This window comes from Larsenimonas rhizosphaerae, assembly GCF_023700005.1.
Lineage (GTDB): Bacteria > Pseudomonadota > Gammaproteobacteria > Pseudomonadales > Halomonadaceae > Larsenimonas > Larsenimonas rhizosphaerae.
Genome location: NZ_JAMLJK010000001.1, coordinates 674,173 through 686,713, shown reverse-complemented (window position 1 = coordinate 686,713; position 12,541 = coordinate 674,173). Strand labels below are relative to the sequence as shown.

Sequence of the window (12,541 nt, the reverse complement as noted above, 5' to 3'; positions counted from 1 at the left end):
GGCTGTTCGGCTTCAGCTCTTGCGAGGCCGCGTCGATGACATGTCAGGCAGGTCACCGGTGTAGGTGGGAATTTCAATGGTAAAGCGCGCGCCGCTCAAGGTGGGCGCATCCCCTACATACACATCACCCTGGTGCCAGAATACAATCTTCGACACGATGGCAAGCCCCAGCCCATAACCGCCGGAGCGTCGCGCCCGGCTATCGTCAAGCCGCGCAAACGGCTTGAAGATGCGCTTGCGATCACGTTCGGGAACCCCCGGGCCATCATCATCGACATGAAACTGAACCCGGCCATCCTTCTGCTCAAGGGATACTTCAATGCGCTCCCGACCGTGGGCACAGGCATTACCTACCAGATTCTGCAGGGCACGTTGCAGATAGCGCTCATCAGCCGCGACCAGCGGCGCCTCGAAGCAGTTATTGACCAGCGTCAGCTCGGCATGCAGCGGTTGAAGCGTATCGATTACTCGCTTGACCACGGCCTCGCTGTCCACGTCGGAAATGGTCAGCGGCACCCTGCCATCGCCGGCGCTGTCGAGGCGGGCATAGGTCAGGATTTCATCAATCAGATTATCCAGCGCTTCGATGTCTGCATCAATTTCGGCAATCTGACGCTTGATCGACGGCGACTCACTCATGTCATCGACCATCTGGATCGCAAAGCGAATCCGAGCCACCGGCGTTCTGAACTCGTGTGACACCGCCCGCATCAGATCCTGCTGCGCAGACAGGACTACCTGCACCTGAGAGGCCATGTCGTTGAAGGCATGGCCCAGCTGGCCCAGATAATCGTTGGAATTGACGTTGACTCGAGTATCCAGATGACCAGCGGCCAGACGTGACGCTGCCTTTTCAAGCCGCTTCACCCGCACCTCGACCCGGCCGACAATCAGGTAAATGGTACCTGCCAGCACCAGCAGCATACCGATCATCAAGATGGCAATGGTCGCCGTCGGAATGGGCTCAAAGGGATGAATGGGGCCGGCAGTAATCCATCGACCGTCGGAAAGCTGGGCAAACAGGCTGATAAAGGGGCGGTCCGGCGCAATGCTGATCACGACGTTACCCGCATTGAGCTGCTCGCCCTGCGCCACACTCAACCCGACCGGGGTGCCGCTGCCCATGCCCATGGGCAGTGCACTGGCATCACGCAACTGCTTGAAGCGGTTTTCGCGCTGTTCGGTGGGCACTTCCTCAAGCCAGCTTCGCAACAGTGACATCAGCTGTTGGGGCTGCTGCTCACTCAGCCCACTGAAGTGGGCTACCAGCACCTGGTCGGACCCCTTCATTGATCGATAAAGGCGCCAGCCCGACTCACCTTCCACACGGGAGGCCAGCACATGCTGACGACGCAGGCGCCGTCGATCCCAGTAATCCAGCATCAGGGTTTCGGAATCGGACAGCGCCAGCCCCATGCCGAGAGAGGCCTCGTATTCGCGCAACCACTGATCGCGGTCGTCCTCCGGCTGCTCGCGTACCATGAAGGCCAGCAGTGCCATCGGGGCACTGGCCAGGTTTTCACGATACTGCTGGGCACGCATATCGTTGACGAGCGACACCCCCACCAGGCCGAGGATGAAAATCACCAGCAGGGCGGCAAAGATCGCCAGGTAGACATGGAGGAATACACCTCCCCGAGAGGACTGCCTCATCAATCAGAAATCCTTGACGAACAGATAGCCCTTGCTGCGGACGGTCTTGATCCGCTGCGGATGGTGCGGGTCATCACCGATCTTGGGCCGGATGCGCGATACACGGACATCGATGGAGCGGTCCTGTCCGTCATATTTGATGCCTCGCAGGGCAGAAAAGATTTCCTCGCGAGTCAGTACGCGGCCGGCATTGGAAGCCAGCAGCCACAGCAGATCGAACTCGGCACTGGTCAGATCGATGCGCTCACTGTTGAGCCATGCTTCGCGCGTGCCGGAATCGATCACCAGATCGCGGAACTCGATACGCGCATCGGAGCCGCTGGCTTCCGGAATGTCGGACCGGCGCAGCAATGCACGCATGCGGGCAAGCAGAACCCGCGGAGGAACCGGCTTGGGCACATAATCATCGGCCCCCATCTCCAGACCCAGCACCTGATCCATGTCGTCGGTGCGAGCCGTCAGCATCAGGATAGGGCCTGAATACTGATCGCGTACGCGGCGGCAGATGGACAGACCATCTTCGTTCGGCAACATCAAATCCAGAATGACCAGATCCGGGCGAAGCGCCAGAATGCGCTCTACCCCGTTGGCTCCATCATGCTCGACACTGACCTTGAAGCCGTTGCCTTCAAGGTACTCACAGGTCAGGGAGGCCAGACGTTCATCATCTTCGATGATCAGAATATGATCCTGGGCGGTGTTCGTGGTATCCAAGGAGCAATCCGTCCAATGGTTAACTAATAGAAAAAACCGGCGACAGCCATCTTGCCTTTCGTCAGCTGTCACCGAGCATATTCATGCCGGATAACAACATCCATGACTGCACTTATAGCGCCATCATAGCTGATTCCGTTCTTGTAACGTGAGTCCCACGTTATCAAATACACGTTCAATAAACCATTTGAGGCACTTCTGCATACACGGTGGATGCGAAAGCCCTCAAAAAGACCTGGCGTTACTCAGACCATTCCTTAAGAAAAAGTTCTTTTTTCAGTGTACTCAAGCCATCAAAAATCTGGCGTCGGCAGGCCCTCCCCACAATGCGGATTATCCCCTTGCCGCAACCCCCGGCCACGCCTCGCCCCCTGCCTTTTTACACACAGGTTTACCCACAGGAAGACACCATCCAGCACCCCGAACACGCTCTTGATAGGATCACGTTAATGGCTTATCTTGTGCCCACAGATTCAAAAACCCCTACATATGGGGTTTGAACCATTTTTTGCTTTCTCCGTCAAGCCCCTGTTTCCCCGTACCTTCAAGCGTTTTGTCGCACAGACAGCGCAGGCGCGGCGTGGCGAGAAATAACCGGTACATCTTGTACATATAAAGGTGAGTCCATGAGTTCGACGCTGTCAGAACAGATCAACGATATCGGCATCGAGGATGTCCAGGCACCGAAGCATTTCCGCGTCATCAAACGCGGCGGTGATGTGGCCGAGTTTGATACGGCCAAGATTTCGGTAGCCGTCACAAAGGCCTTTCTGGCCGTTGAAGGTGACAATGCGGCAACCTCTTCCCGCCTGCGCGAACAGGTGCGCGAACTGACTCAACAGATCGTCAGCGCCTTTTCACGCCGCATGCCCGATGGTGGCACGCTGCATATCGAGGATATTCAGGACCAGGTTGAACTGGCCCTGATGCGCTCGGGGGAGCACAAGGTCGCCCGTGCCTACGTTCTGTACCGTGAAGAGCATGCCCGTCAGCGCGCCTCACGCGCCCAGGGAATTGACAAGCCGCATCCCACCATCAATGTGACTCAGCCGGACGGCAGCCGTCAGCCGCTGGATCTGGGACGTATCGAAGTACTGGTCACCGAAGCCTGCCGCGGACTCGAGAATGTCGAGATCAAGCGCGTGGTCGATGAATCCCTCAAGAACCTGTACGACGGCGTGACCGCCGAAGGTGTGGCAACGGCGCTGATGATGACCGCGCGGATGCTGGTCGAGAAGGAGCCGAACTATACCTTCGTGACCGCTCGCCTGCTGCAGGACAACCTGCGCCGTGAAGCCCTGTCCTTTCTCGAAGTGGCGGATGAAGCCACCTACGGCGAAATGGAAGCCCTCTACAAGCCGGCCTTTCAGGCGTATATCGCCCGCGGTATCGAGTTTGAACAACTTGACCCCAAACTGGCCGAGTTTGACCTCGAGCGCCTCGGCGACGCGCTGAACCATGAGCGTGACAGTCAGTTCACCTATCTGGGCCTGCAAACCCTCTATGACCGGTACTTCCTGCACCGTGAAGGCGTTCGCTATGAACTGCCGCAGGTCATGTTCATGCGCGTGGCCATGGGGCTGTCGCTGAATGAAGCGAACAGGAATGACAGCGCCATCGAGTTCTACGAGCTGCTTTCAAGCTTTGACTACATGGCCTCCACGCCGACGCTGTTCAACGCCGGCACGGTCCGCAGCCAGCTGTCGAGCTGCTACCTGACTACCGTACCCGACGCGCTTGACGGCATTTATGGCGCCATCCGTGATAACGCCATGCTCTCCAAGTGGGCCGGCGGCCTGGGTAACGACTGGACGCCGGTACGTGCACTGGGTTCCTACATCAAGGGCACCAACGGCAAGTCCCAGGGCGTCGTACCGTTTTTGAAAGTGGTCAACGATACCGCCGTCGCCGTCAACCAGGGTGGCAAGCGCAAGGGCGCCGTCTGTGCCTACCTTGAAAGCTGGCACCTGGACATCGAGGAATTCCTCGAACTGCGCAAGAACACCGGTGATGACCGTCGCCGTACCCATGACATGAATACCGCGAACTGGATTCCGGACCTGTTCATGAAGCGGGTCATTGAAGATCAGGAGTGGACCCTGTTCTCTCCTGCCGACACCCCGGACCTTCATGACCTGTATGGCGCGGCGTTTGAAAAGCGGTTTGCCGAATACGAGGAAATGACCCGGACCGGCCAGCTCAAGCTCTTCAAGCGGGTCAAGGCCAAGGATCTCTGGCGCAAGATGCTGACGATGCTGTTTGAAACAGGCCATCCGTGGATTACCTTCAAGGATCCGTGCAACCTGCGCAGCCCGCAGCGCCACACCGGAGTCGTGCACTCGTCCAACCTGTGTACCGAGATCACCCTGAATACTTCCGTGGACGAGATCGCCGTCTGTAACCTGGGGTCTGTCAACCTGGCCGTTCACATCGTTGACGGCAAGCTTGATTCCGAAAAACTGGGTCGTACGGTCAGAACCGCTGTTCGCATGCTCGATAACGTTATCGACATCAACTACTACGCCGTGCCGCAGGCCAAACGCTCCAACTTCCGTCATCGTCCGGTAGGTCTGGGCCTGATGGGCTTCCAGGACGCCCTTTACAAGCAGGGCATCGCCTACGCTTCCGAGCAGGCCGTCACCTTTGCCGACCGCTCGATGGAAGAGATCAGCTACCACGCCATCAAGGCGTCAAGCGACCTGGCCGCCGAACGCGGATGCTATGAAAGCTACGAGGGCTCTCTCTGGAGCCAGGGCGTACTGCCGATCGATTCACTCGAAATGCTGGTTGAAGAACGTGGCGAGCAGTACATCCAGGTCAACCGTGATCAGACCATGGACTGGACCAGCCTGCGCGAGACCGTCAAGACACAGGGCATGCGTAACTCCAACGTCATGGCCATCGCGCCGACGGCCACCATTTCCAACATCTGTGGCGTATCCCAGTCCATCGAGCCGACGTATCAGAACCTGTACGTCAAATCGAACCTGTCCGGCGAATTCACGGTCATCAACCAGCACATGGTCAATGACTTCAAGGAAGCGGGCCTGTGGGACGAAGTCATGGTCAATGACATGAAATACTTCGACGGCAGCGTTCAGGGCATCGACCGGGTTCCCGACGAGCTGAAGGCTCGCTACGCCACCGCGTTTGAAGTCGAGCCGAAATGGATCGTGGAAGCAGCGTCCCGTCGCCAGAAATGGATCGATCAGGCTCAGTCCCTGAACCTCTACATTGCAGGCGTATCCGGCAAGAAGCTGGATACCACCTACAAGATGGCATGGGCCCTCGGCCTCAAGACCACCTACTACCTGCGCGCCCAGGCAAGCTCACGGGTCGAGAAATCCACCCTCAAGGGCACTGATGGCAAGCTGACCGGCGTCAAGGTACCGCAGGCAGAGGCAGCGCCCAGTGCGCCGTCCCCGCAGGCAGAAGCCCCGCTGGGCTCTGCACCGCCGCTGGCCTGTTCCATTGATGATCCGGACTGTGAGGCCTGCCAGTAAGGCAGTCCTCTCCCGGCAGGTCTCCCCTGCCGGGTTTACCTCATTAAAAGCTGCCGGCCATGCCCGGCAGGGCAAGCAAGGAGCGTTTCATGCAAGCGACCACGACCGACGATCAGATCGATACCACCGGGCTTGGCAATATCGTTGCCGGCGCCCAGCGCATTGATGCCAGCGAAAAGGCCATGATCAATGGCCGCAGCGACGTCAATCAGCTGCTGCCCCTGAAGTACACCTGGGCCTGGGAAAAGTACCTTAACGCGTGCAACAACCACTGGATGCCTACCGAGGTATCCATGCAGGCCGACATCGCGACCTGGCGTGCGCCGATCAACAGCCAGCACGGGTTGACCGAAGACGAAGTACTGATGCTCAAGCGCAACCTTGGCTTTTTCGCCACGGCGGAATCGCTGGTCGCCAATAACATCGTGCTGGCCATCTATCGCAACATCACCAACCCCGAGTGCCGCCAGTACCTGCTGCGCCAGGCGTTCGAGGAAGCGATTCACACGCATACGTTCCAGTACATCTGCACCTCGCTCGGCCTTGATGAAGGCGAGCTGTTCAACATGTACCGTGAAGTACCGGCCATCACTGAAAAGGATGCCTGGGCACTGCAGTACACCCAGAACCTGGAAAGCAATGAATTCCAGACTGGCACGCCGGAACGGGATCAGGCATTTCTGCGTGACCTGATCGCCTTCTACGTCATTTTTGAAGGCATGTGGTTCTACACCGGTTTTGCCCAGATCCTGTCACTGGGTCGGCGCAACAAGATGGTGGGCATCGCCGAACAGTACCAGTACATCCTGCGCGATGAATCCATCCACCTGAATTTCGGTATCGACTGCATCAACCAGATCAAGGTCGAGAACCCGCACCTGTGGGATGAGGCATTCCAGGAAGAAGTACGTGGCATGCTCAGAAAGGCCTGCGAACTGGAAGTCGCCTACGGTCGTGAAACCATGCCTCGCGGCATCCTCGGCATCAACGCCGAGCTGTGCGAGGAATACATGCACTTCATTACCAACCGTCGTGCCGAACAGATCGGCCTTGCCCCGCTGTATCCGGAAGTGGACAACCCCTTCCCATGGATGTCTGAAATCATCGACCTGCCAAAAGAGAAGAACTTCTTTGAAACACGGGTCACCGAATATCAGACCGGCGGCGCACTGAGCTGGGACTGATCGGGCATTCTTGAGCTCGTTCTCCCGTCCAATCGACAACGCCCGGTACGCCGGGCGTTGTCGTGAGACGGCAATGCCTTGTTCATCCTGTGAAAGTGCTGGCTGCCTGACATACAGCACACGGAAAAACGCCCCGCACTGCGGGGCGTTTTTCATGGACGTTCGGCAGAAAGGCACTCAGCCGCAGGAAAACCGGCTGATGAGCTCGTTATCGATCGTGATATTGAGTCGATCAGGATCATACTCCTGCGTTACTACCGTATCAGGACGCAGCATTCGATAAGAAGTCGCGCCGCTGTCATCCACAATCGTCTGACGTGCATCAGGCGTCAGAGGCTTGCCGACCAGCGCATCCAGCCGGTCGGTTGAACACCTGACCTCGGGGACAGTATGACTGGTGGCCGTGTCCGTCGCTGATTCATTATCGGACACCGGTGAATTGCCGAATAATGAGCAGCCTGACAGGGCCATCCCCAGCGCGGCCACATAAAGCCCCTTTTGAAACACTCTCATGGCAGACTCATCTCCCTGATCGTCAAATGTCCGGCTTATCCGGTGTGGCGGGCACCACGTACGCCTTCAGCCAACTCGGCCGTCAGCGCATGTACAGCCCTGATCGCGTCTTCACGCGTAGCGGCCTGCTCAATGCAATTGACCAGTGCCGAACCCACGACCACACCATCGGCTGCGCGCGCGACATCGGCCGCCTGCTCGGAGGTCTTGATGCCAAACCCTACCGCTACCGGCAAACGGGAATGCAGTTGAAGACGTGCGACCGCACGCTCCACCGCTTCGCTCGAGGCCGAACCGGCCCCCGTCACACCAGCCACTGACACGTAATATAAAAAGCCGGATGTGTTTTCCAGTACCTTCGGCAGCCGTGCATCGTTGGTGGTCGGCGTGGCCAGGCGAATGAAATTCAGCCCATATTCGGCCGCCGGCAGGCACAGCTCGCTGTCGTGCTCGGGAGGCAGATCCACCACGATCAGCCCATCAACACCCACGTCCCTGGCCTCGCGCAGAAATGCATCCACGCCAAAACGATAAATCGGGTTGTAATAGCCCATCAGCACGATCGGGGTATCCTGATCGTGTTCACGGAACCTGCGTACCATATCCAGCGTTTTATGCTGGTCCTGACCGGCCTTCAAGGCACGCTGCGCCGCCTTCTGGATGGATGGGCCATCAGCCATCGGATCCGTGAACGGCATGCCCAGCTCGATGATGTCGGCCCCGGCGGCGGGCAGTCCGTCAAGAATGGCCTGAGAAGTGGCCGTATCGGGGTCGCCCGCGGTCACAAAGGTGACCAGCGCAGCGCGATTCTGCTGTTTCAGCGCCTCGAAACGACGCGTAATGCGAGACGTTACTTCAGCGTGTGTCACGGTGGCCTGCTGGCTCATGCGTTATCTCCTTTTTCCATCGTCTCACCCAGATAATGCGCCACGCTCATCATGTCCTTGTCACCACGCCCGCTCATGTTGAGCACCATCAGGTGGTCCGACGGCAGTGACGGCGCCCGCTTGACGATCTCGGCCAGGGCGTGAGCGGTTTCAAGCGCCGGAATGATACCTTCCTTGCGGCAGCACAGCTGGAAGGCTTCAAGTGCTTCGCTGTCGGTAATCGATACGTACTCGACCCGGCCATTGTCCTTCAGGTAGGCATGCTCCGGCCCGATGCCCGGATAGTCCAGCCCGGCCGAGATGGAATGAGCGTCCTTGATCTGACCATCATCATTCTGCAGCAGGTAGGTACGGTTGCCGTGCAGCACGCCCGGCACCCCACCATTCAGACTGGCTGCATGCTCGCCGGTCTCGATACCGTGCCCGGCCGCTTCAACACCGATCATGGCAACGCTGTCGTCATTCAGAAACGGATGGAAGATCCCCATGGCATTGGAGCCACCGCCGATACAGGCCACGATCGAATCGGGCAGACGCTGTTCCTTCTCAAGCATCTGATCACGGGTTTCACGCCCGATCACCGCCTGGAAGTCACGCACCATGGCCGGATACGGATGCGGGCCTGCTACCGTCCCGATGATATAGAACGTGCTGTCAACGTTGGTCACCCAGTCGCGCAACGCTTCGTTCATCGCATCCTTCAGGGTACCGGTACCGGAGGTCACCGGAATGACCTCGGCACCCAGCAGACGCATGCGAAACACGTTCTGCTGCTGACGCTCGATATCCGTCGAGCCCATGTAGATCACACAGTCCATGCCAAACCGTGCCGCTACGGTGGCCGTTGCCACGCCGTGCATGCCGGCGCCGGTTTCGGCAATGATGCGGTTCTTGCCCATCCGCCGTGCCAGCAGGATCTGGCCGATACAGTTATTGATCTTGTGCGCGCCGGTGTGGTTGAGCTCTTCACGCTTGAAATAGATTTTTGCTCCGCCCAGATGCTCGCTCAGCCGCTCTGCGTAATACAACGGGTTGGGCCGACCAACATAGTCGCGCTGAAAGTAGGCCAGCTCTTCATGAAAGGCCGGATCCTGTTTGGCAGCGTCGTAGCAGCCCTGAAGCTCGAGAATGAGCGGCATCAGGGTTTCTGCCACAAACTGGCCGCCAAAATCGCCGAAAAAGCCGTTGTGGTCCGGCAGGGATGCCAATGCGGTCATGAAATACACTCCAGTATTCATAAATATGGGTACAGCATGGCACAGTGGCCTTGAAATAAAAGCGAAGTTTTATCACTGACAGGTTAAAAAAAATCACCTATTTTACGAAGCAATGCGTGGCCTGGAGCCACACTCTTCAAAAAAACTGACGGACATGCCATGCCTTCACTGCCTCCTCTCAATGCACTGCGCGCCTTCGAAGCCACGGTGCGGCTTGGCAGCGTCAAGGCCGCGTCCGACGCCCTGCATGTCACTCACGGGGCGGTCAGCCGCCATCTGAAAACACTGGAAGCCCATTTTGGCTGTGCCCTGCTGGTGCGTGCCGGGCGTGGCCTGCGACCGAGCGCCGAAGGTATCCGCCTTTACGAAGGAGTGCATCGCGGGCTGACACAGCTTCAGGAAAGCTGTGACCAGCTATCGCTTGAACAGACCACACGCCCGCTCGTACTGCGCTGCCCGGGCAGCTTTCTGGCCCGATGGCTGATCCCTCGCTGGGAAGCGCTGAAGGCAGACGTGCCGGATATCGATGTTCAGGTCGCACATCAGGAGGACGCCGCGTCACCGGCCCACCGCCCACAGGAAACCTCTCTGCTGTTTATTGATACCCTGCCGGAGGATGCCCGCATCAGCCCCTTGCAGGCAGAATGCATCGGGCCGGTCACCACTCCGGCGCTGGGCGAACAATGGCAGAAAGTGCCGGCCTCTGCGCTTTCCGGCACGCCCCTCCTTTATACTGCGTCACGCCCGTCGGCCTGGCCCCAGTGGGCCTCGGCCTGTGGTGTCGATCCTGACAGCCTTGTCTATGGCCAGGGGTTTGAACATCTCTACTACCTGCTGGAAGCGGCAACCTCCGGGATCGGCATGGCCATCGCCCCCAGGCTTCTGGTCGAAGATGATCTACGGGCGGGTCGGCTGGTGGCCCCCTGGGGCTTCGTTGAAACGCCAGGACAACTGGTACTGTGGTCGGGCGATCAGGTGCCTGCCGCTCGCCATGATGCCCTGACCCACTGGTTCAGGGCGGCGCTGTCGTCGCAATGACCTGTGAGCGCCAGCCGGTGGAAAGGGGAAGGTCCGGTGTCCAGCGCGGCGCAGGAATCGCCTGCTCAAGCGGTGTCGCCAGCTGAAACAGCGTCGTTTCCTGAAACGGTCGCGCCAGCAGGGATACGCCCATGGGCAGCCCGGCCGTGGTCATCCCCATGGGGAAGGTGATTTCCGGAAAACCACTGACCGTCGCCAGATAGGCCATCGGCTCATGGGCGACCGTGCGACATTCAAAGCCTTTTTTACCTGCCGGCGTACGGGGATATGCCGGACAGTCTCGCGTGGGAAAGGCCAGAGCGGTGACATCAGCAGTATCCATCAGCTGGTGCAGCTGTCTGCGAAGAGCCGGCAGTCGCCAGGAAACATCGTCCAGATAGTTGGGCGACGCCGTGGCATGTCGATTCAAAGTGGCCTCCATGCCACGAATACGCTCCGGATTGACCTGGCGATGGGGATGAACACGGTTGTTTTCCTCGCATCGCTTGATGATATTGCTCATGTCCGGCGGCCCCCCGGTCACCTCCTCACTGAGAAACCGTTCCACGCCGGGACGAAATTCAGCGTTTTGCACCGGCGCGATAACGCTGGCCCACAGATCGCCGAATGCGGCCGGCAGGCTAATCGGGACGACGGTAGCGCCCTGCCGTTCAAGCCGCGCCACAAACGTCTTCATCGCCTGGTCTACCTGCTGGTTGGCACCGCCAATGCCGCTGATGACACCAATACGCTGGCCGGCCAGTGCGGTCCCGGCCACCGGATAATAACGGGTCGACGTGTTGTCGGGAGCCAACTGGGTTACCTGATCCCCGGGATCCCGCCCGGCCATGACCTGCGTGATCATGGCACTGCCGCTCACGGTACGAGTAATCGGCCCCGGGGTATCAAAGGACGGCGACAACGGCAGAATACCGCTGCGGCTTATCAGCCCGATCGTGGGCCTGAGCCCGACCAGCCCGGTCACGCTCGCCGGGCCGCGCACCGATCCTTCGGTATCCGTGCCGATGCCGAAGGCTGCCAGATCAGCGGCCACACCGGCGGCCGGGCCACTGCTGGAGCCTGATGCGTAGCGGTCCGGGTTATAGGGGTTGCGCGTGGTACCTCCCAGCGAACTGTACCCTGGCTTGCCGAACGAGGAAGCAAATTCGGTCATGTTGCCCTTGGCCAGCACGATGGCCCCGGCCTTTTTCAGGCGCGCCACCAGCGTGGCATCCTGCCGTGGCATGGCATTACGCAGCGCCACCGAGCCCCCGGTGGTCGGCAACCCCTTGACGTTGATATTGTCCTTGACGATGAATGGCAGCCCGGCCAGTGGCCCTACCGGCCGCCCCTCACTGCGCGCCCTGTCGATCCGGCGCGCCCGGGCAATGGCATCCGGGTTGACCCGCAGCAATGCATTGATGGCCGGGCCGTTGTTTTCAAAGCGATCAATGCGCCGCATGTAAAAACGGACCAGTGCTTCGGCGCTGATCCGTTGGTCATCCAGGGCCTGTTTGAGTTCCGGCAGGCTTTTTGAGGCAGGAGAAAATGTGGACGCGGCATGCGCTGCCGGCAGGGCCACAGACAATAAAAACGCCAGTGCGCTGCTCGCAAGGGCGAACCGTTTCGTGACATGCGCAACTCCTCGGCTGCGTCCTGAAACCATGGCCATGGATGCCCCCGATAATGGATGTCTCTCGGGCGCTGTTATGGTTGAAGTTGACGCCCGCTATCGAAGCTTAACCACGCAGGCGGGCGCGTTGACCATAAACCATATGCTAATAAGACACGATTTACCGGAAGCAGGCCCGCCATGGCGGGCTGTTTTAAATTGTTTGCAAATGAAACGCCCG

The 12,541-nt window shown here is 59.0% G+C and carries 9 protein-coding genes; 3 read left to right on the top strand and 6 right to left on the bottom strand.

Going from position 1 to position 12,541, the window contains the following annotated elements:
- Window positions 1-12: 12 nt before the first annotated feature.
- The gene (locus tag NAT21_RS03055) at window positions 13-1,653 is read right to left on the bottom strand and encodes an ATP-binding protein (protein ID WP_250935588.1); all 1,641 of its coding nucleotides are present in this window, start codon (window positions 1,651-1,653) and stop codon (window positions 13-15) included.
- 3 nt (window positions 1,654-1,656) lie between these two features.
- Window positions 1,657-2,367 carry a winged helix-turn-helix domain-containing protein gene (locus tag NAT21_RS03050; protein ID WP_250935586.1) on the bottom strand — a complete coding sequence of 237 codons (711 nt, stop codon included), beginning with the start codon at window positions 2,365-2,367 and terminating at the stop codon, window positions 1,657-1,659.
- A 626-nt stretch (window positions 2,368-2,993) separates the two neighbouring features.
- Between NAT21_RS03050 and NAT21_RS03045 the strand changes: the two genes are divergently transcribed.
- Together NAT21_RS03045 and NAT21_RS03040 are read left to right on the top strand one after the other, a co-directional pair.
- A complete protein-coding gene (locus tag NAT21_RS03045) occupies window positions 2,994-5,870 on the top strand; it encodes a ribonucleoside-diphosphate reductase subunit alpha (RefSeq protein WP_250935584.1) in 2,877 nt (958 codons plus the stop codon).
- 89 nt (window positions 5,871-5,959) lie between these two features.
- Complete coding sequence (locus NAT21_RS03040; RefSeq protein ID WP_265896296.1) at window positions 5,960-7,054, top strand: ribonucleotide-diphosphate reductase subunit beta; 1,095 nt, start codon at window positions 5,960-5,962, stop codon at window positions 7,052-7,054.
- Between the two features lie 177 nt (window positions 7,055-7,231).
- Here NAT21_RS03040 and NAT21_RS03035 read toward each other — a convergent pair whose 3' ends face one another.
- The 3 genes from NAT21_RS03035 to trpB are packed head-to-tail and all read right to left on the bottom strand — an operon-like array spanning window position 7,232 to window position 9,671.
- On the bottom strand, window positions 7,232-7,567 hold the full coding sequence (locus NAT21_RS03035; RefSeq protein WP_250935581.1) for an I78 family peptidase inhibitor: 336 nt from the start codon (window positions 7,565-7,567) through the stop codon (window positions 7,232-7,234).
- Window positions 7,568-7,602: 35 nt separating this feature from the next.
- A complete protein-coding gene (gene trpA, locus NAT21_RS03030) occupies window positions 7,603-8,454 on the bottom strand; it encodes a tryptophan synthase subunit alpha (protein WP_250935580.1) in 852 nt (283 codons plus the stop codon).
- Window positions 8,451-9,671, bottom strand: a complete 1,221-nt coding sequence (gene trpB, locus NAT21_RS03025; protein WP_250935579.1) for a tryptophan synthase subunit beta — start codon at window positions 9,669-9,671, stop codon at window positions 8,451-8,453. Before trpB ends, trpA begins: the two co-directional genes overlap by 4 nt.
- Window positions 9,672-9,830: 159 nt before the next feature.
- Here trpB and NAT21_RS03020 point away from each other — a divergent pair, with 159 nt between their 5' ends.
- On the top strand, window positions 9,831-10,709 hold the full coding sequence (locus tag NAT21_RS03020) for a LysR family transcriptional regulator (protein ID WP_250935578.1): 879 nt from the start codon (window positions 9,831-9,833) through the stop codon (window positions 10,707-10,709).
- Here NAT21_RS03020 and NAT21_RS03015 read toward each other — a convergent pair.
- Window positions 10,684-12,360 (bottom strand): amidase, encoded by a 1,677-nt coding sequence (locus NAT21_RS03015; protein ID WP_250935577.1) that lies wholly within the window; start codon window positions 12,358-12,360, stop codon window positions 10,684-10,686. The genes NAT21_RS03020 and NAT21_RS03015 overlap by 26 nt on opposite strands.
- Window positions 12,361-12,541 lie beyond the last annotated feature (181 nt).

Bases quoted from the DNA above. Each gene is read 5' to 3' on its own strand.
- NAT21_RS03055 (WP_250935588.1), bottom strand. From the start codon at position 1,653: ATGAGGCAGTCCTCTCGGGGAGGTGTATTCCTCCATGTCTACCTGGCG.
- NAT21_RS03045 (WP_250935584.1), top strand. From the start codon at position 2,994: ATGAGTTCGACGCTGTCAGAACAGATCAACGATATCGGCATCGAGGAT.
- NAT21_RS03040 (WP_265896296.1), top strand. From the start codon at position 5,960: ATGCAAGCGACCACGACCGACGATCAGATCGATACCACCGGGCTTGGC.
- NAT21_RS03035 (WP_250935581.1), bottom strand. From the start codon at position 7,567: ATGAGAGTGTTTCAAAAGGGGCTTTATGTGGCCGCGCTGGGGATGGCC.
- trpA (WP_250935580.1), bottom strand. From the start codon at position 8,454: ATGAGCCAGCAGGCCACCGTGACACACGCTGAAGTAACGTCTCGCATT.
- trpB (WP_250935579.1), bottom strand. From the start codon at position 9,671: ATGACCGCATTGGCATCCCTGCCGGACCACAACGGCTTTTTCGGCGAT.
- NAT21_RS03020 (WP_250935578.1), top strand. From the start codon at position 9,831: ATGCCTTCACTGCCTCCTCTCAATGCACTGCGCGCCTTCGAAGCCACG.
- NAT21_RS03015 (WP_250935577.1), bottom strand. From the start codon at position 12,360: ATGGCCATGGTTTCAGGACGCAGCCGAGGAGTTGCGCATGTCACGAAA.